Annotated in this window: 22 protein-coding genes and 1 pseudogene; 13 read left to right on the forward strand and 10 right to left on the reverse strand. The window is 57.8% G+C overall.

Annotated features, from left to right (window positions below):
* The first annotated feature begins 34 nt into the window (after positions 1-34).
* The gene (locus GIW69_RS23010) at positions 35-196 is read left to right on the forward strand and encodes a type 1 glutamine amidotransferase family protein (RefSeq protein ID WP_236485062.1); all 162 of its coding nucleotides are present in this window, start codon (positions 35-37) and stop codon (positions 194-196) included.
* A gap of 187 nt (positions 197-383) precedes the next feature.
* On the opposite strand, the gene GIW69_RS23015 is transcribed toward GIW69_RS23010, so the two are convergent.
* Both GIW69_RS23015 and GIW69_RS23020 read right to left on the reverse strand, forming a co-directional pair.
* Positions 384-1031, reverse strand: coding sequence for a BON domain-containing protein (locus GIW69_RS23015; RefSeq protein ID WP_236485083.1), 648 nt, complete (start codon positions 1029-1031; stop codon positions 384-386).
* 273 nt (positions 1032-1304) lie between these two features.
* Positions 1305-2231, reverse strand: coding sequence for a universal stress protein (locus GIW69_RS23020; protein WP_236485063.1), 927 nt, complete (start codon positions 2229-2231; stop codon positions 1305-1307).
* Positions 2232-2480: 249 nt separating this feature from the next.
* Here GIW69_RS23020 and GIW69_RS23025 point away from each other — a divergent pair, with 249 nt between their 5' ends.
* Entirely contained in the window at positions 2481-3554 is a 1074-nt protein-coding gene (locus tag GIW69_RS23025; RefSeq protein ID WP_236485064.1) for an NAD(P)-dependent alcohol dehydrogenase, read from the forward strand.
* A 176-nt stretch (positions 3555-3730) separates the two neighbouring features.
* On the forward strand, positions 3731-4654 hold the full coding sequence (locus GIW69_RS23030; RefSeq protein ID WP_236485065.1) for a universal stress protein: 924 nt from the start codon (positions 3731-3733) through the stop codon (positions 4652-4654).
* A 56-nt stretch (positions 4655-4710) separates the two neighbouring features.
* Here the strand turns inward: GIW69_RS23030 and GIW69_RS23035 are convergent, their stop codons facing one another.
* The gene (locus GIW69_RS23035; protein ID WP_236485066.1) at positions 4711-5274 is read right to left on the reverse strand and encodes a GNAT family N-acetyltransferase; all 564 of its coding nucleotides are present in this window, start codon (positions 5272-5274) and stop codon (positions 4711-4713) included.
* Between the two features lie 220 nt (positions 5275-5494).
* Here GIW69_RS23035 and GIW69_RS23040 point away from each other — a divergent pair, with 220 nt between their 5' ends.
* Positions 5495-6403, forward strand: a complete 909-nt coding sequence (locus GIW69_RS23040) for a universal stress protein (protein WP_236485067.1) — start codon at positions 5495-5497, stop codon at positions 6401-6403.
* 62 nt (positions 6404-6465) lie between these two features.
* Here the strand turns inward: GIW69_RS23040 and fnr are convergent, their stop codons facing one another.
* A complete protein-coding gene (gene fnr, locus GIW69_RS23045; protein ID WP_236485068.1) occupies positions 6466-7212 on the reverse strand; it encodes a fumarate/nitrate reduction transcriptional regulator Fnr in 747 nt (248 codons plus the stop codon).
* Positions 7213-7454: 242 nt separating this feature from the next.
* On the opposite strand from fnr, the gene GIW69_RS23050 reads away from it, so the two are divergent.
* The 4 genes from GIW69_RS23050 to GIW69_RS23065 all read left to right on the forward strand — a co-directional run bounded on the left by GIW69_RS23050 (position 7455) and on the right by GIW69_RS23065 (position 12666).
* Entirely contained in the window at positions 7455-9830 is a 2376-nt protein-coding gene (locus GIW69_RS23050) for a phosphoketolase family protein (protein ID WP_236485069.1), read from the forward strand.
* A 152-nt stretch (positions 9831-9982) separates the two neighbouring features.
* Positions 9983-10234, forward strand: coding sequence for an Lpp/OprI family alanine-zipper lipoprotein (locus tag GIW69_RS23055; protein ID WP_236485070.1), 252 nt, complete (start codon positions 9983-9985; stop codon positions 10232-10234).
* Between the two features lie 60 nt (positions 10235-10294).
* Positions 10295-11215, forward strand: coding sequence for a universal stress protein (locus GIW69_RS23060; protein WP_236485071.1), 921 nt, complete (start codon positions 10295-10297; stop codon positions 11213-11215).
* A gap of 95 nt (positions 11216-11310) precedes the next feature.
* Entirely contained in the window at positions 11311-12666 is a 1356-nt protein-coding gene (locus tag GIW69_RS23065; RefSeq protein WP_236485072.1) for an MBL fold metallo-hydrolase, read from the forward strand.
* Between the two features lie 129 nt (positions 12667-12795).
* Here GIW69_RS23065 and GIW69_RS23070 read toward each other — a convergent pair whose 3' ends face one another.
* The gene (locus GIW69_RS23070) at positions 12796-13779 is read right to left on the reverse strand and encodes a zinc-dependent alcohol dehydrogenase family protein (protein ID WP_236485073.1); all 984 of its coding nucleotides are present in this window, start codon (positions 13777-13779) and stop codon (positions 12796-12798) included.
* On the opposite strand from GIW69_RS23070, the gene GIW69_RS23075 reads away from it, so the two are divergent.
* Entirely contained in the window at positions 13769-13951 is a 183-nt protein-coding gene (locus GIW69_RS23075) for a hypothetical protein (protein WP_236485074.1), read from the forward strand. The genes GIW69_RS23070 and GIW69_RS23075 overlap by 11 nt on opposite strands.
* Positions 13952-14141: 190 nt before the next feature.
* On the forward strand, positions 14142-15026 hold the full coding sequence (locus GIW69_RS23080; protein WP_236485075.1) for a universal stress protein: 885 nt from the start codon (positions 14142-14144) through the stop codon (positions 15024-15026).
* A 105-nt stretch (positions 15027-15131) separates the two neighbouring features.
* On the opposite strand, the gene GIW69_RS23085 is transcribed toward GIW69_RS23080, so the two are convergent.
* Entirely contained in the window at positions 15132-15674 is a 543-nt protein-coding gene (locus tag GIW69_RS23085; RefSeq protein WP_236485084.1) for an Hsp20/alpha crystallin family protein, read from the reverse strand.
* Between the two features lie 392 nt (positions 15675-16066).
* Here GIW69_RS23085 and GIW69_RS23090 point away from each other — a divergent pair, with 392 nt between their 5' ends.
* Positions 16067-18349, forward strand: coding sequence for a heavy metal translocating P-type ATPase (locus GIW69_RS23090; RefSeq protein WP_236485076.1), 2283 nt, complete (start codon positions 16067-16069; stop codon positions 18347-18349).
* 120 nt (positions 18350-18469) lie between these two features.
* Here the strand turns inward: GIW69_RS23090 and GIW69_RS23095 are convergent, their stop codons facing one another.
* The 3 genes from GIW69_RS23095 to GIW69_RS23105 form a co-directional block, all read right to left on the reverse strand.
* A complete protein-coding gene (locus tag GIW69_RS23095; RefSeq protein ID WP_236485077.1) occupies positions 18470-19381 on the reverse strand; it encodes an amino acid ABC transporter substrate-binding protein in 912 nt (303 codons plus the stop codon).
* Between the two features lie 48 nt (positions 19382-19429).
* Positions 19430-20770, reverse strand: a complete 1341-nt coding sequence (gene potE / locus GIW69_RS23100; RefSeq protein ID WP_236485078.1) for a putrescine-ornithine antiporter — start codon at positions 20768-20770, stop codon at positions 19430-19432.
* A 271-nt stretch (positions 20771-21041) separates the two neighbouring features.
* On the reverse strand, positions 21042-23528 hold the full coding sequence (locus GIW69_RS23105; protein ID WP_236485079.1) for an arylsulfatase: 2487 nt from the start codon (positions 23526-23528) through the stop codon (positions 21042-21044).
* Positions 23529-23702: 174 nt separating this feature from the next.
* On the opposite strand from GIW69_RS23105, the gene GIW69_RS23110 reads away from it, so the two are divergent.
* Together GIW69_RS23110 and GIW69_RS23115 are read left to right on the forward strand one after the other, a co-directional pair.
* A complete protein-coding gene (locus tag GIW69_RS23110) occupies positions 23703-24848 on the forward strand; it encodes a formylglycine-generating enzyme family protein (protein WP_236485080.1) in 1146 nt (381 codons plus the stop codon).
* Between the two features lie 87 nt (positions 24849-24935).
* A pseudogene (locus GIW69_RS23115) lies at positions 24936-25040 on the forward strand (transcriptional regulator); the annotation flags it as partial.
* A 250-nt stretch (positions 25041-25290) separates the two neighbouring features.
* Here the strand turns inward: GIW69_RS23115 and GIW69_RS23120 are convergent.
* Positions 25291-25865, reverse strand: a 575-nt coding sequence (locus GIW69_RS23120) for an alpha/beta hydrolase (protein ID WP_236485081.1), incomplete at its 5' end; no start/stop codon positions are given.

The raw sequence follows: 25865 nt of genomic DNA on the forward strand, positions 1-25865 counted from the left end.
CTGTGGGTGCTGCCAGAATCGGTGATCCGGCCATATGAAACTGTTCCCGCAGGATGGCCTGACGGCAGCCGGCGCCAACTTCTCCGAAGCCAAGCCATGGAGCGAGAACGTGATCGAAGACCGCGAGGTCATTTCCGGCCAGAACCCACAGTCTGCAAAGGCAGTCGCTTTGGCCATGCTGGCGAAGCTGAAGTAATTCGGGACGGCTGTTGCGCAAGCCATGACAAGCTTCCTCGGCAGGGGGGGCACAACAGCTTCCAGTTTTTTGCGGGTTGAACTTCAGCAGGTCAACCGCTTCGCCATTGCCGCATTGACGGGCCTGTTTGCGTCGCCAGGCCCGTATTCTATTCGGCGTTTTGTAGGCGTACATGAACGCCCCGTCATCAATCGAGCAGTACATAATTTTCAACGTGACAGACGCCGGGCACTGCCCATGCTGCTTTCTCTATGGCCTTGCGTTCCAGCCAGAGATGGACAAAACCTTCGAGCTTTACGGTCCTGCCCTGAACCGTCACTCTTATTTTGCTGGCGTCGAGTTCCGCGTTACGTGCCAACGCGGTTTCGATCTGTCGCTGAATATCGTCAGGACTGTCCTTGGGTTTGACCTGCAACATGTTGTTGATGCCCGTCACGCCTGCCAAGTGGCGCACGGCGCCCTGAGCCGCTTCTTTCTGAAACTGCCACTCCACTTCACCTTCCAGGGTGACCCAGCCTTGCTGCACCTTGATCAGCAGGTGTTCATCCGGCACCGCACTGTTCCATTGAATGACCTTCAGGCAGCGAGATGCGATAGCTTCATCTCCAACGTCAAATTCGGTGGGCACCCTGACCTCAATGTCTTCGGCAACCGCTCTCACGCCCTTGACACGCTTGACGACCCGCTCAGCGGCAATTTTCTCGGCATAGGTTTTCACATGGCCGGTAAGGCCGATGACGCCGTTTTCGATGGTCACACCAATCGCTGCTGCATCAATGTTGGGCTGAAACTCGAGCTCGTCCAGAATGGTGCGCCGTAACGCTAGATCGTTCATCGTTGACTCCGCATAGGCATGGATGTCTTTGGCCACATCATTGTCTGGTTTCATCCTGGTCATAAGCCCAAGCCTGCCGGGCTCGCCGATACATCTCGTCCGCGCGTTGTTTCGCTGCGCAAAATTCTTGAATGCTCTGGGCGGAAACCGGCTCGCACAACATGGCATAGGCCTGGGCGTTCAGGCGATCGGCTTCCAGAAACAGGGCGGTACTGGGATGACACGCGTCCGGACGGGGTGCCGGTTGCCTGGGCGACTTATCGATGACCATGACTATTCCTCCAGCGCTTGGGGTGAGACGACCCACACACTGCACGGCATCTTGTACAACAAGTGCTCGACGGTGCTACCGATCAGCCGGCCGATGCCCCGGTGTCCGACGCGGCCCATGACGATCACGTCGATGTTGTAGGCATCGGCGTAGCTGGCCAGTACCTTGGCCGGATTGCCCAAAATCATATGTTGCCGTTCCGGTGGGATACCGTTGCGTTTGGCCAATGCCTGGAAAGTCTCGTTCTGTGCGTCAAACAGGGTTTTGGCCTGGCTGGAAGAGAAAAACGCAGAGGCGTTGTCGAAGCCGAACTCGTCGGCACCGATGGATGACAGGTCATGGGCGTAAATGACGTCAAGCTCGGCATTGCAGGTACTCGCCAGTTTTGACGCCTCGTGGAGTATCCGGTCGTTGAAGCCTTCGTATTCATCGCTGCGATGGAACGGGTCAACGGCAGCCAGAATCCGGCGCGGTAAAACGTGCTGAACATGGCTGACGAAATGCAACGGCACCGGGCATTCGCGCAGAAGATGAATATCAAGCGGGGTGAACATCAGGCGCGACAGTAGCGATTCATGGGCCAGCGCCTTGATCAAAAGCGCCATCGGCTGCTCGCGCAAATGCACCAGAATTTCCTGCAATGGCCGCTCGACCCAGACCACCTCCGTGGTCACGGTGACGCCGATCTTGCGCAAGGGCCGGGCCTGATCCTCAAGCCACTGGCGGTGGCGTTCGACGTAACCGTATTGCATCTGTTCACGCGCCTGTTCATTGACCAGGCCGGCGGTCGCCAGCCCTTCCAAATAATCGAAGGCGACGATGTGCAGTGCCGCGCCCGAGGCCTTGGCCAACGCTGCCGCACGGTCGAAAGCAGGACTGTTCTCCAGTAATGGCGAGACGACCAGCATGAAACGCAGTTGCTCAGACATGACGACTCTCCTGGTCGCGACGGCGCGACGGGCGAGGGCTTCGGAAAGTGAAACCTTACGACCATCCTCCCGCCAGCCGTTGAGAGCGGCTTGATCTTTGTCAATCAAGCGAGTGGCGGAAACGGTCGGGCGACGTGCGGTCACCGGGTGTTCGCCATTGACGATTTGTTGATGGTTATCAACCTTTCGGCCGCCGTGCGGGCGCATCGTGAGGCAGAACCCCGCCACCCAATATCGAGGAGAAAAGCGATGTCACTGATGAAAGCCGCGATTTTCGTTGAGAAAAATCGCATCGTGCTCGAAGACAAAGCGATCCCCGAGATTGGGCCGCTGGATGCGCTGATCCGCATCACCACCACAACCATCTGCGGTACCGACGTGCATATCCTGCGAGGCGAATACCCGGTGGCCAAAGGGCTGACGGTGGGGCATGAACCGGTTGGTGTGATCGAGAAACTCGGCGCTCAAGTGCACGGCTTTGTTGAAGGCCAGCGAGTGATAGCCGGTGCCATCACGCCCAGTGGCCACAGTTATGCCTGCCTCTGCGGTTGTGGTTCGCAGGACGGGCCGGAGACCCGCCACGGTTTCCGCGCCATCGGTGGGTGGAAGTTCGGCAACATCATTGACGGCTGCCAGGCCGAATTCGTGCGAGTCCCCGATGCATTGGCCAATCTGTGCCCGATTCCCGATGAATTGAGCGACGAACAGGTGTTGATGTGCCCGGACATCATGTCCACCGGGTTTTCGGGTGCCGAGCGGGGCGAGGTGAACATTGGCGACACGGTTGCCGTGTTTGCGCTGGGCCCGATCGGTCTCTGCGCCGTGGCTGGCGCACGGCTCAAAGGCGCCTGCACGATTATCGGCGTCGACACCGTGCCCGAGCGCCTGCGCGTGGCTCAACAACTGGGCGCTACACAGGTGGTCGACTTCAAAAACGGCAACGTTGTCGAGCACATCATGGCGCTGACCGGCGGCCGTGGCGTCGATGTTGCCATCGAGGCACTGGGTACTCAGCAAACGTTCGAATCGGCGTTGCGGGTTTTGCGACCCGGGGGACGGCTGTCGAGTCTGGGCGTTTACTCTGGCGACCTGCGGATCCCTCTGGATGCATTTGCCGCGGGTTTGGGCGACTACAGCATCATCACCACGCTTTGTCCGGGCGGGAAAGAGCGCATGCGCCGGCTGATGGCCGTGGTGCAAAGCGGTGGCGTTGATTTGTCGGCGCTGGTAACCCATCGCTTCAGGCTGGACGATATCGAAGCGGCGTATGACTTGTTTGCCCATCAACGCGACGGCGTGATGAAAGTGGCCATTACGCCCTGATAAATTCCCTGCACCTGACAGGGATTCGCAGCTATTTGCGCACGGAACCAGGAGCAGGGCGTCTGTGGCCCTGATCACCCCATTGAGAATTGACAAATATCAAGGACCGCGATGCCTGTGCGTTCAAGCTGGGCGCTGATTGATCCTATGCAGCTGATCGCACGCCGAGGTCTCCCATGTCCCAGTTTCAGCGTTTGCTCTTGATTGCCCCTCCCGCCATGACACGCACGCCAGCGTTTGATCGCGCGGCCGCGTTGTCGCGGGCAATGAACCGGCCGCTGCACATCGTGGCGTTCGATTATTTACAGGCATTGGCTGTCGCCGGGCTGTTTGCCCCTGAACAAATGCGTCTGGCCCGCGACGGGTATGTGCAAGCCCACCGGCACTGGCTCCAGGAGCAGGCGGGCGTGATGCGTAAAGAGGGTGTCGATGTCACCAGCGAAGTGGTGTGGGTGCAGCATCCTTATGAAGAGATTCTTCACTTCGTTAACGAAATACCCATTGAACTGATCATTAAAGACGCCCAGGAAGAGCCAGCGCTGAAAAGGATTTTTTTCACACCCCTCGATTGGCAGTTGCTGCGCGATTGCCCGGTGCCGGTGCATTTGGTGACCGATGGCCGTAACCCAAAACCAAAAAGCGTGCTGGCGATCATCGATGTGCTGCGCAGCGAGGAAGAGGATCAAGTGTTTAATGATCAGATCATCGATGCCGCCGTAAAACTGGCCCAGCAATGCGATGCCACGCTTGATCTATTGCATGTTTATGACTGGACAGCCGTGTACGTGCGCGACATGGGGATGGGCGCGCTGCCGTTGGCTACAGGAATTTATGAGGCGTTGGGAACGGCCCAGCATGAAGTGTTTGCAGCCATTGCCGAGCGACATGGCGTTGCGGTGGATCGGCGTCATTTCATTGAAGGCATGCCCTTGTCGAGCATTTGCGGTTTTGCAGCAACGCACCACACTGACGTTATCGTGATGGGCACGGTGCAAAGCCAAGGGCTCAACAAGCTGCTGGGTACCACCGCCGAACAATTACTTCATCGGGCACCGTGTAGCGTGCTGGCAATCAAACCGGGCCATACGTTGCAGTCGTAAGCAACACATAGCCCGCCCGCACCGGGCCGTTGGCCGACACCGGGCGGGGACGCAGCTCAAACGTGCAGGCTATGGATGACCTGGCGCGAATCTTCCGGATCGTTGTGCGTTTCAAAACCCAGGCTTTTCGCCAGATCGCGCATGGGCGCATTGCTGGCGGCATCCACCGAATACAGGTGATGAAAGCCGTTCTTGCGGGCCGCTGTGATCAGATGCTGCATCAACAGTGTGCCCAGTCCCAGATGCGTCCATTCATCGGCCACGGTCACCGCGCACTCACAAGCATGATCGCCCGTGGCGGCATAGCGACTGATACCGATTTCAATCAGGTGACCGTTCTCGTGCGCCAGCGCGATATAGGCCAAACGCTCCTGGTTGTCGGTGTCCATCAATTGATCGAGCAGGGCGGTGCCTGGCTCACCGATCTGCGCCAGAAAGCGCATGTGCCGCGACTCGGGAGACAGTCGCTTGATAAACGCATATTCGCGTTCGCGATCTTTTGCGGCCAGCGGCCGAATCAATACGTGCCGGCCGTCCCTGAGCGCCTCGATCCAGTGTTGCCCAGTGACCGTGGCATAGACCTCCACGGCCCGTTCATTGTGGTCTTTGACTGTGAGCATGATGTGAACCTCCATCGCAATTGAGCGTTGAACGCGCGATGACTCAACGCGGCACATCAGTTCTACGCCGCTGTGGATGCGCGGCATCTGATCTGGATCAGGCCGGCGCAATGCGGCCGTTGATTGGCGGGTATCTGATGTAGATCAAACGGTGGCAGACAGCGAAGCACAGTCTGAACACTGCCAGCGCAGAAGCGCTGGTGTCGAATCGAGGTGTGCGATGGGTCAATATCAACGCATTTTGCTGATCGCTGATCAGACGCTACGTCAGTCGCCTGCCACTGTGCGTGCAATCGCATTGGCCAAGGCCAGCGGCGCAGTGCTGGATGTCAGGGCGTTTGTCGAGCCGGCGCCGATCGTGCATTTATGGGAAGAGAAAATCGATGACGCGGAGTTCATGCGCTATCAGCGCCGATATCGGCGATGGGAGGCGGAGGAACTGATGCGGTTGCGCGACCTGGAATTGGAAGTGACCGTCAGCGTGGTGTTCACGACGCATCCGCTGCTGGATATATTGCGCACCGTTGAAGCGCTCCAACCTGATCTGTTGATCAAGGACGTGGCCCTGGAGCCTGTGCTCAAACGGGTCTTCACCACGCCGCTCGATTGTCACTTGTTGCGCGAGTGCCCGATCCCCGTGCACTTGGTCAACCAGGCCCGTTACGGTTTGCCACACAGGGTCGTGGCAGCGGTTGACCCGTTCGATCCCTCGACACAAATCAGTGGTCTTAACGACACCATTATTCAAACAGCCAATGCGCTGGCCCTGCAATGCGACGCTCCGTTGCACTTGCTGACGGCATACGACTTATCGCCGGCCTTCAATGGCGATGTGCCGTTGATTGGCGGTGGCTGGGCCATGGACGTCAGTGTCGAACTGCGCGAAGCCTTGCACGTTGCGTTCGTCAACCTGGCCGACCGTTACGCAGTGCCGCCCGAACGACGGCATTTCGTCATGGGGTTGCCGGTGCCGGTGATCAGCGAATTCGTCGAGGAATATTTTGCGGATGTCGTCGTGATGGGCACGGTGCATCGCGTCGGGGTCGATCGGCTGATCGGCAGCAACACCGAGCGCGCACTGTATTCGATCCCGGGCAGTCTTCTGGCGGTTCGGCAACCGGGCACTTAACCAAAGGATGTGCATCGCCCTGCAATGGATCGGCTCGCGGACGAGGTTTTGTCAGAGCGATGTCAGCTTGGGTGATGCCGGTGGCATCCTGCGACCAGTTGTTTGAGGCCTTCCATGTCAAGAATCTTGACGTCACGCCCCGATATTGCCACCAGTCCATGCGCGCGCAGGTTGGCGATGCCGCGGCAGACGGTTTCCAGTCGCAGGCCCAGGTAAGAGCCGATTTCCTCGCGACGCATTTTAAGAACGAAGTCTTTGGATGAGTAACCGCGGGTATTCAGACGCTGTGACACATTCAGCAGGAAGGCACCCAGGCGCTCATCCGAATTCATGTTGCCCAGCAACATCAACATGCGGTGGTCGCGCACGATCTCGCTGCTCAGGAGTTTATTGAGGTTGTGCTGCAATGAGGGCAGGCTCTGCGCAAGTTTTTCCAGCTGGGCAAAGTGAATGGGACAGACTTCGCTGTCCTCCAGGGCAACCGCATCACAGGCATGCTCATCGGTGCTGATGGCGTCCAGGCCAAGCATCTCGCCGGCGATCTGAAACCCTGTGACTTGTTCGCGACCGTCGATGGACATGATGCTGGTCTTGAATGAGCCGATACGCACGGCATACAGCGAACGCAGCGGGTCTGCGGCACGGTACAGGGCAGCGCCTTTTTTGACCTTTAAACGCTGCACGATCAGCGTATCGAGACGAGCGACTTCATCGTTATTCAGGCCAATGGGCAGACACAACTCCACAACACTGCAATTGGAGCAGGCAGCCTTGAGCGGGTTGGCCTTGAGCTTTAGGGTTTCTGACATGGGAGACGCCTCCTTGAGGAGTGTACCCAGCATAGGCGCTGTACCCGCAAACACGCGGTTCATTTGCGGATTTGCGCAAAAGGCTGACCAACGGGTATGGGAGTTTTGCAAGCTGTCCAGCCCAGTTGTTCAGCGTTCCAATCCTGAGTGCGCAGAAAGTTGATATATATCAATTCATAAGCGGCACGCACGTTCAGAGTCACGCCTATCAGACCGTGTAACGGGCGTTGGCGGAGTGCGTAATGAGTGATTTTTTGAGTGCCGAGCAGCTACAAGGGCTGGATGCGTATTGGCGAGCCTCGAATTACCTGGCGGTCGGCCAGATTTATCTCAAAGACAATCCGCTGTTGACCGAGCCGCTGACCCAGGCTCATATCAAACCGCGGCTGCTGGGGCATTGGGGCACGACGCCGGGGCTCAATCTGCTTTACACCCACCTCAATCACCTGATCAATCAATATGACCTCGACATGGTGTTTATCGCTGGCCCCGGTCATGGCGCGCCGGCGGTGGTTGCGCAGACTTATCTGGAAGGCACCTTCACCGAGCTCTATCCGTCGGTTGAATGCAATACCAATGGCCTGCTTCGCCTGTTTCGTCAGTTCTCCTGGCCCTACGGAATATCCAGCCATACCTCGCCGCAGGTACCGGGTTCGATCCATGAAGGCGGCGAGCTGGGTTATTGTCTGGCCCATGCCTACGGTGCCGCGTTTGATAACCCGTCGCTGATCGTTGCTTGTGTGATCGGTGATGGTGAAGCCGAAACCGGCACCCTGGCGGCCAGTTGGCACTCCAACAAGTTTCTCAACCCGGCACGTGACGGCGCGGTGCTGCCGATTCTGCACCTCAATGGCTACAAGATCGCCAATCCGACCGTGCTGTCCAGAATCAGTGAAAACGAGCTGTCCGCTCTGATGTACGGCTACGGTTACGATCCGTATTACGTTGAGGGTGAAGACCCGATGCAAGTGCATCAAGCCTTGGCCGAGGCGCTCGATACGATTGTCTTCCGGATTCGTGATATTCAGCGCCACGCACGCCAGCCCGGGCCATCGAAGGCGTCGGAGCGGCCGCTCTGGCCAATGTTGATATTGCGCACGCCAAAAGGCTGGACTGGCCCGAAGTTTGTCGACGGGCATCGGGTCGAAGGTACCTGGCGTGCGCACCAAGTACCCTTGGCCGACTTCCAGCAACCGGTTCACTTGCAGCAATTGGAAGACTGGCTCAATAGCTACCGGCCCCGTGAGCTGTTTAACGCAAACGGCAGTCTGTTGCCCGACATCGCTGAACTGGCCCCCACCGGGCACCGTCGCATGAGCGCCAATCCTCACGCCAACGGCGGTGTGTTGCTGCAGCCGCTGGTGCTCCCACGATTCACCGACTACGCGGTGTCATTCGACTGTCCGGGCAGCGTTCGTGCCGAAGCGACCCGGGTATTGGGGGCGTTGCTGCGTGATGTGCTCAAGGAAAACCGGCCGTTCAATAATTTTCGTTTGTTCGGCCCGGACGAGACAGCGTCGAACCGACTGGACGCGGTCTATGAGGTCAGCGCCAAAGTCTGGATGGAGCGGCTGGAGCCGGACGATATCAACCTGGCAACCGACGGTCGTGTCATGGAAATTCTCAGCGAACAGGTTTGCGAAGGGTGGCTCGAAGGCTATCTGCTTACCGGCCGGCATGGCTTGTTGTCGTGCTATGAGGCGTTCATTCATATCATCGACTCGATGGTCAACCAACACGCGAAATGGCTCAAAACCGCCGCAGAGGTGAAGTGGCGCAAACCGGTTGCCTCACTGAATTTATTGCTGACATCCCATGTGTGGCGTCAGGATCACAATGGCTTTTCTCATCAGGATCCGGGCTTCCTCGATCTCGTGGCAAATAAAAAGTCCGACCTGATCAGAATCTACCTGCCACCCGATGCCAACTGCCTGCTGTGCGTCGCCGATCACTGCCTGAAAAGCCGCGATTACATCAATGTGATCGTGGCTGGCAAACAACCGCAATGGCAGTGGCTGGACAGTGACGCCGCCATTGTTCATTGCCAGGCCGGTATCGGTCGCTGGGCCTGGGCTTGCTGTCATGACCAGGCGCCAGATGTGGTGATGGCGTGCGCCGGCGATGTGCCGACCCTGGAGACCCTGGCCGCAGTGACGCTGCTGCGCGACTATGTGCCCGATCTGCGAGTGCGGGTGATCAATGTCGTTGACTTGATGGTCTTGCAACCGTCCTCTCAACATCCCCATGGTTTGCCGGACGTCACCTTCGACGAGCTGTTCACGATGGATGCACCGGTGATCTTCGCCTTTCACGGTTATCCCGCGCTGATCCACCGGTTGGTCTACAAACGCCATAATCACGAAAACTTTCACGTTCGCGGTTTCAAGGAAGAGGGCGCCACCACGACACCGTTCGACATGGCGGTGATCAACAACCTGGATCGCTACCAACTGGCACTGGACGTCATCGAACGCGTGCCACGCTTGCAGGATCAGGTCGACGCCGCGCGGGCGCGATATTGGGCCACGATGGAGAGGCACAAGCTGTACCTGATTGAAGAGGGCCAGGACATGCCCGAAGTGCTCAATTGGCAGTGGACACCGGCGGTTGATCGTTGACCGCTGGATGACTGCTCGAGTGGTTGAGGTGCGCTGATACGACTATCGCCAGCCGCGGTTAGTTGATAAAGATCAGAGTCTGCATCCGATGAAGTCAGATACTGAAACGGCCATCTTTGGCGTTGAGCCGTGACTGAATCGAGGGAAGACCCATGGACAAGCGCTTATCCGCTGCCTTGCTGAGCATCCTATTAGCGACAACCGCCGGTTGCAGTAACCGGCATGCACAGGAACTCGACGCGCGACTTGATTCTGCGCAAAACAATGCGGCGACGGCTCGGCTCAGGGCGGACGAAGCGGCAATCAAAGCAGAACAGGCCGCACAGGCAGCCGCTCAGGCGCAGCGAATGGCCGAGGAGGCGAATCTGCGGGCCAGCCGCATGCTGGAAGCGCCGCGCCGATAAGGCATTGCAGGGAGAACAGAAGTCGGGGTTGCGTGACGTTTTTCCATGGTGAGGTGCGTGGTGCTCAAACTCAAACGTATGTTGTTGTTGGCCCCCGCCGAGATGACGCGCACCCCTGCCTTCGATCGTGCCTACGCGCTGGCATGTGCGACCGGTGCATGTCTGCACATCGTTGCGTTCGACTATATCCAGTCGCTGGCCGTGGCTGGATTGTTCGATCACGATGCCATGGCGCAAGCGCGGGAGGGCTATTTGCAGGTGCATCGTCACTGGCTGGAGCAGCAGGCCCGGTTTCAAAGACCCACCGGCATGCAGGTGACGACTGAAGTGGTCTGGGCAAAATCGAACCTGGCGCAAGTGCTGGCGTATGTGAATGACTTTCGGCCGGATCTGGTCATCAAGGATGTTCACCATGTGCCAGCACTTGACCGGGTGTTTCATCGGCCCCTCGACTGGCACTTGTTGCGCGATTGTCCCGCTGACGTGCACCTGGTCACCGAAGCGAAAAACCCCAGGCTGTTGAAAATCCTCGCCGCCGTCGACTTGTCTCATCTGGAAGACTTGAGCCAAGGGCTCAATGACCGGGTTCTCGACCTGGCTTCAACGCTGGCGGCGTCTTGCGGCGCGGCGTTGCACCTGTTCAACGTGGGCAACTGGTCGGTGCTGGAACACGCGCCCATCAGCGTGCCGACATTGAGCCTGGACAGGTTCATGCGCGAGGCGGTCAATGATGCGCAGGAAGAGGCATTCGAAGCCCTCGCCGAGCGCTACGGCGTCGAACCAGAACGCCGTCACCTGCTGATCGGAACGCCTCAGAAAGTGATTGGCCGCTTCGCTCAGGAGCAACACTTCGATACGTTAGTGCTGGGCACCGCTTACCCGAACCTGCTCAACACGTTTCTCGGGAGTACGGCCGAACAGGTTCTGAACCGCGCGCCGTGCAGCTTGACCATCGCCAAGCCGCGACCTTGTTGCCAATGAGGTCAAGCGTTCGCAACCCTGTTTGATAAAAATCAACTGTTCTTGAGCCCAAAGGAGCAATCGTTAGCGCTCCCGCAATGTTCAAGGAGATCACCATGCGCATGACATTTCTCGGTGCAGCAGGCACGGTAACGGGCAGTAAATATCTGCTGGAACATAACGGGCGGCATGTGTTGATCGACTGCGGGCTGTTCCAGGGTTACAAGCAATTGCGCTTGCACAACTGGGATGCTTTTCAGCTTGAGGGGCGCGAGCTCGACGCAATCGTGCTGACCCATGCCCATCTCGATCACAGCGGCTATCTGCCGGTACTGGTACGTAACGGTTACCGCGGGCCGATCTATGCAACGCCAGCCACTTGCGAGCTGGTGAAAATCCTACTGCTGGACAGTGGTCGATTGCAGGAAGAGGAGGCGGAATTTGCAAACCGGCATGGACTCTCCAAGCACTCGCCGGCCTTGCCGCTTTACACCGAACAGGATGCTCAACAGACGCTGAAGCTGCTGCGTCCGGTGGCGTTACATCATCGTGTGGTTATTGTTCCTGACCTGAGCATTTTGTTGCGGTATGCAGGGCATATCCTCGGGGCGGCGACCGTGGAAATTGTCACGCAGAGCACCACACTCGTGTTTTCCGGTGATTTGGGCAGACCCAATGATCCCGTCATGTACGCACCGGAAACCATCGAACATGCGGATTATTTGTTAATCGAGTCCACCTACGGCGATCGCAAGCACCCCGTGGAGGATGTCGAGCAACAACTGGCACAAGTTATCTCTCGCACGGCTTTGCGTCATGGCATCACGCTGGTGCCTTCGTTTGCCGTCGGGCGCACTCAGTTGCTGTTGTATTACCTGTATCGGTTGATACAGAAAAATGAAATTCCGCATTTACCGGTTTATCTGAATAGCCCGATGGCCACCGACGTCACCAAGCTGTATGAGCGCTTTCGCACTGAACACAGGCTGTCGGCGCAGGACTGCGAGGGCATGTGCCATGTCGCGCAATTCGTGCGAACCACCCGCGAGTCCATTGATCTGGATAAACGCCGTGACCCGTCAGTAATCATCGCCGCCAGCGGCATGGCCACCGGTGGACGTGTGGTGTATCACCTGAAAACGATGGCGCCCAACCCGGTCAATACGCTGCTGATGCCTGGCTTCCAGGCGGGAGGAACACGCGGCGCACATATCGTTGCGGGGGCTCCTTCTGTACGCATCCATGGCCAGGAGGTACCGATTCGGGCAGAGGTGGTGCCCATGGGAACGTTGTCGGCTCACGCCGACGCGGATGAAATAATCCAATGGCTGCGCGGATTCAAGCAGCCCCCGAAACATACTTACGTGGTACACGGAGAGCCTGAGGCATCGGACGTGTTGCGCCAACGCATCACACGAGAACTGGGCTGGTCGGTTTCAGTTCCGGAGTACCGCGACTGTGTTGAGCTCTAGAGGGTTAGCATCGGCCACTGTAAAAAAGCCCGAGGATGGAGATAAAGGGTCGTTACGGAATTACTGTTGATACACGATGTAAACGAAGAACCTTTCATCCCCACTCCAATGGGGTGATCAGGCCGCGCATCAGGGGGTGAGCACGATCGCACCGTTGAACTGACCGGCCCGCAAATACGCCAGTGCCTGATTGGCGTCGTCCAGAGCAAACCGTGTGATGTCACAGTGCACGGGGATGTGCTGCAACGTTTCGAAAAACGCCTTGCCGTCTTCGCGGGTCAGGTTGGCCACCGAGCGGACGCTGCGCTCGCCCCACAGCAGGCGATAAGGAAAAGCGGGGATGTCGCTCATGTGAATACCGGCGCAGATCACGCAGCCGCCCTTGACAGTGACGGCCAGGGCGAGCGGCACCAGCGCACCGACGGGGGCGAAAATCAGACTGGCGTCGAGCAGGTGCGGTGGAGGCTGATCCGACGGGCCGGCCCATTCGGCCCCCAAGGATCGGGCATAGGCCTGGCCTTCACTGTCATCCGGTCGAGTGAAGGCATACACCTGCTGTCCCCGGCCCTGCGCCACCTGAATCGCCAGATGCGCGGCTGCACCGAAACCATACAGGCCCAAGTGGCGTGCGCCTTTGGCCATTTGCAACGCCCGAAAGCCGATCAGCCCGGCACACAGCAACGGTGCAGCCTGAATGTCCGAGAGCACGTCGGGAATCGCGAAACAGAAGCGGCTGTCCGCCACGGTGTATTCGGCGTAACCACCGTCCAGATGACAACCGATGAACTGCGCCTGATCACAAAGGTTCTCCCGGCCGGAACGGCAGAACTCACACTGGCCGCAAGTCCAGCCGAGCCAGGGAACGCCCACCCGCAGGCCGAGCCAGTCAGGTGCTACGTCCGCGCCCACCGCAGTGACTTCGCCAACGATTTCATGGCCTGGCACCCGCGGCAGTACCGCTTGTGGTAACTCACCGTCCACCAGATGCAGGTCAGTGCGGCAAACGCCGCACGCCAGGACTTTGATCAACAATTGGTGGGGGCCGGGGAGCGGAACGGGGCGCTCTTCGCGTTGCAGCGGCTGGCCGGGAATATGCAGAACCATGGCACGCATGACAATCCTCCCAGCCTATTTCTTCGTGACGCATTTTCAGCGCGTCGCTCCTGGATCAACAGGCATGGCTCTGAAACGTTGCGAAAGCTTCAGCAGAAAGCCTGCGGCCTGCGTCGCCGATAGCCAGAGCGCTTACACGCCATTCAACTTGAATGCCGGTGGTGAAACTTGATGTAAATCAAGTCTTGAACGTTTCAGACGCCCCGAAGTACCAATTGGGTCGTGTTCGCCCGTGGACGTGTGCTGGACACCGACGCGCCAGGCGCTTTGGCGCGCATTTGATTTAGATCAAGGCCCGGCCGGCAATGAAGGTCGAATCTGGAGGTGCGCTGATCGAATACGCTCCCAAGTAGAGGCAACCCATGAGCCAGTATCAACGGCTGTTACTGATCATCAATCCGGCGTTACGCCACTCCCCTGCAATCAATCACGCGGCTGCACTGGCCAAGGCCAGCGGCGCAAGCTTGCATATCGCCGCGTTAATAAAGTCGCTCGATCTGTTGTCGTTTCTTGAACAAGGCGATCGGGAAACGGAGCGTGAGAACTACCTGCAGGAGCACCGCGGCTGGCTAAATGCCCAGACGAACAATTTGCGTGCGCGCGGACTTGCGGTGACGGCGGAAGTCGCTTGGGCCGATGACTTGCAGGAAGACATTCTTGCGCATGTCATGGAGATGCAGCCCGACTTGCTGATCAAGGAAATTCAGCATGAGTCGGTGCTCAAACGTGCCTTCTTCACACCGCTGGACTGGTACTTGCTGCGACACTGTCCGATACCCGTCTACCTGGTGGGTGGCAGCGGCTTTGTATTGCCGCGCAAGATTGTCGCGGCGGTTGAAGTGTCAGAGCGCGAGTCTGACGACAATGAACTCAACGAGCGGATTATCCAGCAAGCAACTGGCTTGGCGATGCAGTGTGGCGCCGAGTTGCATTTGCTGTACGCCTGCGATATTTCCGCCGGTTATCTGGCGGACATGGACGGGTTGACGCTTGCCGAACTCACCAAGTCGCTACGTCAAGATCTGGCGAAAAATTTCCTCAACCTGGCGAGTCGATATGGCGTGTCCGCCGACCATCGACACTTCATGTTGGGGCACCCCGTTTCGGTTCTGAGCGAGTTCGCCAACGAGCAGAACATCGATGTCATCGTCATGGGTAAAGTGCAGTCGCACGGGGTGGGTAAGCTTTTAGGCAGTACGACCGAACACATTCTGTATCAGGTGCCATGCTGCATTATGGCGGTATAGACGCACCGGCGGCCGTGGGCCCACGCCTTCGATGCTTTTTACCGCGCGTTGCGTGCAACAAAAAACCCCTGCCAGTTACCCGGCAGGGGCAGGTCAGCCTGGGATTCACTCGCCTTTGATTGGCACGACTTTATCCGCTTTCATGGCTTCGGGCTTTTTCGGCAGCGAGATGGTCAGCACTCCCTTGCTGAAACTCGCGTCGATCTTCTCGGCATCGACACCTTTGGGCAAGTTAAACACCCGCTCGAAAGAGCCGTAGTGGCGCTCGCTGAGATGATAGCCCTTCCTTTTTTCTTCCTTGTCCTCTTTCTTTTCACCCTTGATGATCAAGCTGCCATTGGACAGCGTGACCTCAATGTTTTTCTGATCCATCCCGGGCAGCTCAGCTGCGATTTCATAGCTTTTGTCTTTCTCGCAGATGTCCACGGCAGGCAGACCGTGGCCGATCAGCTCTCGACGCCAGAGCGGCTGCACATCGAATAGCCCGCGCCCGAAAGGCGACAGACCAGAGCCGCGATTGAAGTCTTCGAACAGGTGATCAACCTGTTGCCGAAGCTTATCCAAGGGACGCCAGAGGTCTGTCGCCACTGGATGCTGACTGCCTTTGTTGTCGCTGTGTACTGGCACTTTCTTTTCACTGTTGCTCATTTTGACTTGCTCCTCTTGAGTAGTAGGGATGGATCGCCAACTCATTTGCAGATCCACCACCACAGAACAAACACGACGCTGGCCCCTACAAGGCCAGTGTCCCGGACCGCAGCATCCGTCCGGCGAAGGCTGCGGCCGTCGAGATAATGACCAGCAGTCCAGCGACTGCTGACCCTAACTTCTACGTGTCCGTCCAATCGCTGATTGATTTAGATCAGAAAGAAAGCAAACACCTGGTTTGTCCGGGCACAGCCATGACCTCGGAGGTCTCCCACGCTTCAATTGCGGCGTCCCGACGGACACGAAAGACATTCGAGTCCTAAGCTCTACTTCGATGAGCGACCGATGTTTTACAGCGACGCATGCCAATTGCTTTTGAGGAACTCACGATCATGCTCGGTAAATGGCAGGATCCGGTTTTATTGCTGCTGACCGCACTGGCGCTGCTGGTCGGCGGCATTGCGTATGTTGCAGAAAAACCTGATTGGGCATCGTGGTGCTGGGCCTCGGGCAGCCTGGTGATGTCCGCCGTTCTGCTCATTGAGATCGTCAGGCGCCTGGCCCGGCGCGAGGCGGGTGTCGACCTGATCGCACTGCTGTCGATGACTGCTGCCCTGGTCTTTGATCAGACGCTCGTGGCGGCGGTGATTGCCTTAATGCTGGCGACTGGACGAACCCTGGAGTTTTTCACCAAGCAACGCGCCGACCGTGAGCTTCGTGCACTGATCGACCGTGCCCCACGTTTTGCCTGGCTGCAGGAGGAGGGCGGTTTGCGACAGATCCCGGTTGAGCAGGTCCAGCTAAATCAAACATTGCTGGTGCGTTTGGGAGAGGTGATACCGGTCGATGGTCGCCTGCTGAGTCCTGCGGCCATACTCGACGAATCGGCATTGAGTGGTGAGTCGTTGCCTGTCACCCGTCGAGAGGGTGAGCAACTGTCCAGTGGCGTATCCAATGTCGGTGCGCCCATCCTGCTATCGGCCACCCGAACGGCTGCGCAGAGTACCTACGCCGGCATCGTGCGGCTGGCTGAGGAAGCGCGTCGTTCGCGCGCACCTTTCGTGCGCCTGGCCGACCGCTATGCATTGTTCTTCATCCCGCTGACGTTGCTGCTTGCCGGGGTGGCCTGGCAGTTGAGCGGTGATCCTTTGCGAGCGCTGGCGGTGCTGGTCGTGGCTACACCTTGCCCTTTGATTCTGGCTGTACCGATTGCCATCATGTCGGGAATTTCCCGGGCTGCGCGGCGCGGGATCCTGATCAAGGATGGCGCGACTCTGGAAGCCTTGGCCGGGATCAGGCAGGTGTTCCTCGACAAGACCGGCACGTTGACCAGCGGCCATGCCCGTCTGCAGTCGATAGAGGTCAACGGACTGGCCGATCCGCAACGCCTGCTTGGCCTGGCCGCTTCGCTGGCGCAGGCTTCGACACATCCTGTTTCCCAGGCAATTGTTGAAGCGGCGCATCAGCGCCAATTGCCGCTCAGCGTCCCGCAGGCAGTAGAAGAAATTCCAGGCGCTGGACTGTGTGGGTACGTCGATGGTGTGCAGGTACGTTTCGGCACGTTGTCGTTCGCTCACAAAGACACCCCTGAAACCGACTGGGTCGCCGCCATGCTGCGCCACATGGATTACCTGGCGTGCAGTGGAAGCTTCATCGACGTGGACGGGAAACTGGCGGGCCTGCTGGTTTTCTCGGACAGGGTTCGGCGCGAAACCCCGCAGACGCTGCGTCGACTGCGCAACAGAGGCATCGAAAAGATCGTGATGCTGACGGGCGATCGTCTGGAAACAGCGCAGATGATTGCGCTGTCTGCCGGGATTGACGAACTGCGTGCCGGGTTGACGCCCGAGGATAAAGTGCGTGCCGTGCAGCAAGCTTGCCTGCGCTCCAGCACGCTGATGGTCGGCGACGGCCTCAATGATGCCCCGGCGCTGGCGGCGGCCAACGTCGGTGTGGCCATGGGGGCGGCCGGTGCCACTGCTACTGCGCAAGCCGCTGGTGTTGTGCTGTTGGTGGATCGCCTGGATCGCTTGGTCGAGGCGTTGGACATTGCCCGGCGCACCCGCTACATCGCACGTCAAGGCGTGCTGGTCGGTATGGGCATGTCGTTGCTGGCCATGGGCGTCGCCGCCCTCGGCTATCTGCCGCCGCTGATTGGCGCAGTGGTGCAGGAGGGCATCGACGTGGTGATTATCCTTAACGCGTTGCGGGCACTGGGGCCTTCATGGGCGCTGAAAAAACGAAAGCTCGCCGCAGAGGATATCGATCGCCTGCACGATGAACACCAGCAACTCTCCGCCGTACTGAGCGAGCTGCACCAACTGGCTAATGATTTCGCCCAGCGCCCACTTGCACAGGCACAGACCGACTTGGTGAAACTGGTGAACACGCTGCAAACATCACTGGCGCCGCATGAACATGAAGATGAAAACACACTGTATCCACAGTTGACGCGAAGCATGCCGGGCGAAGATCCGATGTCGGCTCTGAGCCACGCTCACCGGGAGATCTTTCGACTTATCCATTTACTGGCGCGCATGAGCAGCGACTTCAGTGCCGACCCCGCAACGGCACCGACTGATGAGATTCAACATCAGCTCATTCGTCTGGATACCCTCGTGCGACTGCATTTTGATCAGGAGGAGGAACTGTTTCGTTATCTGGATTGGCGCTAGAGATGAAGTCCAACGACGGCGCGCTGAAATGGATGAAACATCAACGCTCACAGTGACGTCCGATACAGCTCGTTTGGACGACAGCGTGCGTAAAGTCATAACCCAGCAAGGTGCTTCGACCTAGGGTATGGCATAGACCTTGAACAGTTTTTTAGCCGCATCACTGGCACCCCCCAGGTATTTGTCGAATGCCTGCTCAATCTCGCCGGAGCGGTACATTTCACTCAGCGCGGTATCAACCAGCAAACGGAAGTTTTCATCGTCTCGATCCACTGCCATTGCAGTCGGTGCGTACTCAAAAATACGATCCAGTAGCAGCAGATTTGCGGCGGAGTCATTCGTGCTGAGGCGGTTCTGCAGCATCATGCGTTCAGCGAAAAAGGTATCGGCCTTACCTTCGGCGACCAGCTTGAGGCCTTCCTCGATGTTTTCGACGGTGACGAGCGTGGTTACCACACCCAGTAGTCGCATCTGCTGACGAATCCATTCCTCGGTGATTCCGCCAGCGATGACGGCATAGGTCTGGTTGGACAGGCCGCGGTTTATAGTCGCTCGCCAGGTTGGCCCGGTGCGCGCCACCTTGCCATTCAGCACGTTGAGCAACGCCTTTGATGCATCCTGGCGCACAACGGCCGAGAGGCCGGCCGTGTAGATCGGTATCGAGTAGCTCACAGCCTTTCGCCGCTCCAGTGTGGGGGGCGTCGGCGTACACAGAATGTCGATCTTCCCCGTGCTGACGGCGCTCATCCCGTCAGTGGCCGTGACGGGCTGGTAACGTATTTGCAAGCTGGGCAGACCTAACTGGGTCTTGACCCTGTCCGCGACTTTCAGGCAGAGGTCAATGGCATAACCGCTGGCGTTATCGGCTTCCTGGACGCTAAAAGGGCCAAAGTTCGGCAGGTAGCCAAGGGTGAAGGTATTGCTCGTGCGCACGCGTTCAAGCGTATTGGCAATGGCCAGTGCCGGTATCAGCGTGAGCAGGCAGACGAGCAGCAGGTTGTTGGTGTTGGTGTTGGACAGTTTCACGTTCATATCCTGGTTTCCCGAATTCAGAGGTTTGTGCCGTCCTGAAGACAACGGTCAAGGGATGTCGGCCCGGGTCTGCGCGGTTGGAGATGGGGCGACTGAACGTTTGGCGACAAAACCGTAGAGCAGGTAGCCGAACACCAGGACAAGCGTGCCGCCGAACACGGCGTCTGTGCCGCAGGCATACAGGGCGTACAAGGAATAGGCGACGGCAATCAGTAATAGCAGTGTGTTGCGGGTGTATACGCTGGCACTGACCTTTGCTTTGTACATCATGACCAGCAGGCCAGTGGCCGCCGTCACATAGGGAATCAGGTTGGTCACTGCTGCCAGGCTGACGAGTTTGCCGAATTGGGCACTGGCGTTGGGCGAGATGGTCGATAGCGCCAATAAAGTCTGCAACACACCACAGACCAGCATTCCGACGACAGGAGCATTTCGTGAGCTGACCTTGGCGAACAGTTTCAGGAACATGCCCTGGTCAGCCGTCATTTTGGCGGTTTGCGCCAGGGTGAACTGCCAGCCCAGCAGCGAACCGACACAGGCCATCACCGCCAGCGCCATGATGATGTTGCCAACCACGGGGTTGAACATGTGTGCATAGACGAGCGCGAAAGGGGCCGATGAGTTGGCCAATTCTTCATTGGGGATGATGCCCTGAATGACCGTGGTCGACAGCACATAAACCACTGCCGCCCCCAGGGTGCCAAGCAGGCAGGCCAGCGGTACCGTGCGTTTGGGATCTTCTACTGCATCGGAGGCCTGTGCTGCCGATTCCATGCCGAGGAAGGCCCAGAGGGTCAGGGGAATCGCCTTGCTGATGGCATCGGAGATTGGCAGATCATTCGGGTTCCAAGCGGCGGCCAGCACATCGGGCTTGAACCAGAACCAGCCGATGATGCTCAAGCCGGCCACCGGGATGATCACGCCCCACACGGTAATCGCACCGATCTTGCCGGTGATGCCGGGGCCGCCAAAGTTGGCCACAGTGGTCAGCCAGAGCAAGCCGACCGTTCCGATGAACAGTGGAATGGCGCCACTCCCCAACCACGGCACGAACGATGTCATGTACCCCACGGCGGAGATGGCGACGGCCACGTTGGCGATGGCCAACGACAGGAAGTACAGATACGAGCAGAGGAAGAACCCTGATCTTGCGTGGGCTTCTTCGGTGTAGGCGGATAACCCGCCTGAGCGCGGACAGTAGATGCCACATTGCGAAAAGCAGTAAGCGATGGCCATGGAACCGACGGCAGTGACGATCCATGACAGCAACGACACGGCCCCGAGTTGGGCCATGCTCGTGGGCAGCATGATAATGCCTGAGCCCATCATGTTCACCGCCACCAGTGTGGTGAGCCCCGTGAGGCTCATTTTCTTGCTTGCGTCGGCCATTGAGGCCTCCTTGGACGGATCGCGTGTCGGATTCCGGCGCTTCTGATCATGGGCATTGCTCACTAACAGTCGCCGTGAATTTGTCCGCTCCTGTCATCCAGCTGCCTGCTGCCTTAGGGTAGGGCGCTCTTCGCCAACAGCGGCAAGAACGCTCAGGATTACTGCGAAAATGGGCATGGGCACGCCGACGAGGTGCCTGAAAATAGATATCCCGTTGCCGCCGCGCATAAGTCGCGGATCATCTCGGGCGAGTTGACCCGCGTGCCTTTTTCTAGTCTTTGGTGCCAACTTTGTTCTGAACGGCTTCCTTTCCCGCGATATTCATCTGCGTTGGTTCCAGCTTGACGGTAAGTTTGTGCAGTGAACCGGTGAATGCAAACGGTACCTGGTAATCCTTGTCATCGACGGGGGTGCCGGTGTCGGAACCGACATCGAAACTTTCATCCACACCGAAGACGAACGGAACGCTATGTGGAATTGTTTGACTCGCCAGTTGCTTTCCATCCACCGACAGCACGCCGGTGCCGCCCTTGCCGAATCCCGGCCCGGCATATTTGAAATCAAAACTGATGTTGTGCTGTCCGGGAGTGAGCGCCTCGGTGCCTTCCCAGCGGAATCGCGCAACGCCTTCAAGGTTGTAGTTGAACACCGGCTTACCGTTGACGAGGTAGAGCGCATACCCCCCAAATCGCCCGCCGTCGGTCACCAATACACCGTCTCCGCCGTTTTCAGGAACACTGATGTCAGCCGTAATGACGTAAGACTTGTTCAATACATTGGGTTCATTGCCTGGAAGAATGCCGGTTACCGGGTGCAGGTAAGTGAACTCGGTGCGTCCGGCCACGATGCTCGGCCTCTGTGCGATGACGCGCGTAAAACCGGACGCGTCGAGTGGCAATACCTGATATTTGTTGGCTTCCACCCAAAACAGGTCCTGTAGTTCCTTAAGTTTTGCGGGGTTGGCGGCGGCGATATCGTGATTTTGCGTCCAGTCCTTGGTGATGTCATAAAGTTCCCATTTGACGCCATTGACGATGTCCTCGGGTGGTTGAGAAGTAATGTCCCAAGGTGCGCGGTAGGGTGTCGTCGATGCCATCCAGCCTTCGTGATACAGCGCGCGCATTCCAAACATTTCGAAATATTGTGTGGTGCGTGTAGACGGCTTTTGCGCACTCTGCTTGTCGAAGAGATAGGCAATGCTCGTGCCTTCGATGGGTTTTTGCGCAATGCCATCTACCTGGAGCGGCGCATCAATGCCAGTGGCTTCAAGAATCGTGGGCTCAATGTCAATGACATGGTGGAACTGGTTACGGATGCCTCCGGCATCCTTGATGCGGTTTGGCCAGGAGATGGCCATGCCTTGGCGGGTGCCGCCAAAATGCGACGCGATTTGCTTGGTCCACTTGAAGGGGCTATCCAAAGTCCACGTCCAGCCCACGGCCATGTGCGGATAGGTTTGATCCGATCCCCAAGCCTCCAGGTACTTCATCTGTTCGGCGACCGGCACGTCGATTCCATTGAAGGTGGTCATTTCGTTTGGTGTGCCGTTAGGGGTACCTTCTGCGCTGCTGCCGTTGTCACCACTGATGTAGATGACCAGCGTGTTGTCGAGCTTGCCCATGTCGTCAATGGCCTGGATTACCCGACCGATTTCGTGATCGGTGTACGCGAGATAGGCCGCATAGACTTCCATCTGGCGGGCATACAGTTTTTTCTCGTCCGCCGAAAGTTCGTCCCATTTTTTCAGTGAGTCTGGCCACGGTGTGAGCTCGGCGGTCGGCGGGATAACGCCAAGCCGTTTTTGATTGGCGAAGATCTGTTCGCGTGCAGCGTTCCACCCCATGTCGAACTTGCCTTTGAACTTGTCAACCCATTCGGGCGTCGGGTGATGCGGCGCATGGGTACCGCCGGGCGCGTAGTAGAGAAAGAACGGCTTCTTCGGATCGAGCGCATTCAGCTCATTGACATAGCCCACGGCGTCATCCGCCATCGCAGTGATCAGGTTCCATCCCGGCTTACCGACGTAAGGATGGATTGGCGTGGTGTTGCGCATCAGATTGCCCGGTTGCCACTGGTTGGTTTCGCCGCCCATGAACCCGAAGAAATAATCAAAGCCCATACCAATGGGCCATTGATCAAACGGACCGGCCTGACTGATCTGAAATGACGGCGTGTTGTGGTTTTTGCCAAACCAGGAGGTTGCATAACCGTTGTCCTTGAGCACTTTGCCAATGGTCACTTTGTCCTTGGTGATGACGCTGTTGTAGCCGGGGTATCCCGTTGAAATTTCTGAGATGACTCCGAAACCGACGGAATGGTGGTTGCGTCCGGTGATCAAGGCTGCACGTGTGGGCGAGCACAGTGCCGTCGAATTGAATTGCGTAAAACGCAATCCAGCTGCCGCAACGCGATCCATGCTCGGCGTCGGGATGAGACCGCCGAACGTGCTGGGCGCGCCGAAGCCGACGTCGTCGGTGATGATCAACAAGACATTGGGTGCGTTTTTGGGAGGTACGACGGTCGGCGACCAGTAGGGCGTCGAGGTCGTGGCGTCGAGGTTGATGACGCCGCCGAACGCGGGAGGAGGGTTGGGTAAGTATCTGCCGTCGACGGTCGTGGTTGCACTGGGTGAACCGGGCGTTCCGTTGACTGCCTGTGGGGCTGCATTGGCGCATGAGAACGTGAGGATGGCAAAAGCCAGTGCCGCACCAAACCTGTTATACCGCCAATTTGATTGAGTCCAGTATGCAATGGCCATGGCCAGCTCCTGTAACCCCCAAAACCCCAAGCTCCGAGTGTAGAACCGTTTTCGCCGCCCGCCAGTCCATCTCATGGGCAATGTGGGGCGTCGTTGACATTGCAGGTGTGGCGTCTATACCTGACCTTGATGCTCAGAGGTTCAGCAAGGGCCGCCGACTGAGGAGGAGCCCACATGCTTATCAGGAAACGGCTTTCGGGCATTGCCTTCATTTGCGCCGGAATCGTGCTGGCTTGCGTCGCGCTTGTGGTGTATCAGAGTCGCGACACTGTGCCCTTGACGCTGGGCGACGGAAAAAATGGCCCACTGGGAATGGTCTGGCTTCCTGGCGGCGAGTTTTTGATGGGCAGCGATCATAAGCAGGCTCGTCCGAACGAAGGGCCGGCTCACAAGGTGCGACTGGACGGTTTCTGGATCGACCGCTATGACGTCACCAATGCCGATTTCGCCCGGTTCATTTCTGAAACGCATTACATCACCACCGCTGAACGCAAACCCCGATGGGAAGATTTGAAGGTACAACTACCGCCCGGTACACCCGAGCCTGATGACGCCAACCTGGTGCCTGGCGCACTGGTTTTTATCGGTACTGAGAGACCCGTTGCACTGAATGATTTCAGGCAGTGGTGGGCATTTGTCCCGGGAGCTGACTGGCGGCACCCGCTGGGTCCAGACAGCACCATCGAGGGCAAGGCAACTCATCCGGTGGTACAAGTTTCACTTGAAGATGTGCAGGCGTACGCCGCATGGGCGCACAAGCGCCTACTCACCGAGGCCGAGTGGGAGTACGCCGCAAGAGGCGGCCTGGAGCAAGCGAACTATGCGTGGGGAAATGACTTCTCGCCCGGTGGAGAAAAGATGGCGAATACCTGGGATGAGGCACAGCCGTTTCCTATGACCGGCGCCAGCAACAAAGTCAAAATCGGCACCAAGCCGGTAGGCAGTTACCGACCTAATGCTTACGGACTCTACGATATGTCCGGGAATGTTTGGCAATGGGTCTCCGATTGGTATCGAGCCGACGCGTTTAAAGTCGGTCTCAAACACCACCCGGGGAGTGAAGCGGCTTTAAACCCGGTGGGGCCATCCGACAGTTATGACCCCGAACTGGGGATCATGGCCAATGCACCGCAGCGTGTAATCCGAGGCGGATCTTTTCTTTGTAGCGACAGCTACTGCACGAGTTTTCGAACCAGCGCCAGGCAAGGCGCAGACCCTATGAACGCAATGTCGCATCTGGGCTTTCGATTAGCGTCAAGTACGCTCCTGACTGAAAAGCTCCCCACTCTTATCGTTGCTGCATCCCGGACTCTCGAATGATTGGCGGTTGACATGAATGTGCATCCGCAGCGCATTCAGCCGTTAGTTACGCGGCCGGTTTCTGTATCACTCCGCTAGTCGGTCAGGAAGGTTTATAGAGATCCTCATACAGGCGAAGTCGTAGAAACCAAAGGCGGTAATCAGAAAACGTTGAAAGATTGGAAGTCAGAGCACGGCGCCGCGACCGTCGAATTTAAGCATAGGTGTACCGCTCAGCCACTATGCTGCTGGTGGCGAGTGGCTTCCTTCAAATCCCGAAGCGTGCCTAAATGCAAAAAATTTCGTCGAGCCGTCGTTGCAAACTAGTCTATTTGGCGACGTATATTGGATGACTAAAGGCGCATCGTAACTTTGACGAATCGATGTCTACACCGCTGTTAACTGAATATCTACGCTGGTGTTCGGACATTAGAAGTGAGTAGCGAATGCATATAGCTCATTTCTATTTTAAGAATCTGTTTAACGCGCGCATGACATCGAGTGAAGACTGGTCGGTAACGCGTCCTGGAATCTGGTCGAACATGTGCGGGGCTCCCGGATAGACGTGAAGCTCTACGGCTACTCCCGCACGAGACAAGCTCAAAGAGTAGGCGACGTCTTCTTCAAGAAACAAATCGAGTGCACCCACCGATATGAAAGTGGAGGGCAGTCCAGCAAGTTCGACCTGCATTGATGGAGAAAACAAACCCGCACGGTCATCGTCGAGGTTGTAGTTCCCCTGCATGCACTTCCAGCAAAATTGATTGGGAGTGGGCAGCCAGCCAATTGTTCCGATGCTTTCATTTTTAGAAGGCACGCCTTCGGAGCCGGTACGGTGATCGAGCATCGGATAGACCAGAACCAGTCCCGCAATGGCGTATTCCCTTCGATCACGAGCCAGGATCGCCAATGCGGCAGCCAAGCCGCCACCGGCGCTGTGTCCCATGATCGCTATTCTCTGAGTATCGATGCCCAAAGTGCGTTGATTGCGGACCATCCAATCCAGTGCCGCATAGCAGTCTTCGAGGGGAATGGGGA

It is taken from the genome of Pseudomonas syringae, from assembly GCF_021605415.1.
In the GTDB taxonomy this organism is placed as follows: domain Bacteria; phylum Pseudomonadota; class Gammaproteobacteria; order Pseudomonadales; family Pseudomonadaceae; genus Aquipseudomonas; species Aquipseudomonas syringae_S.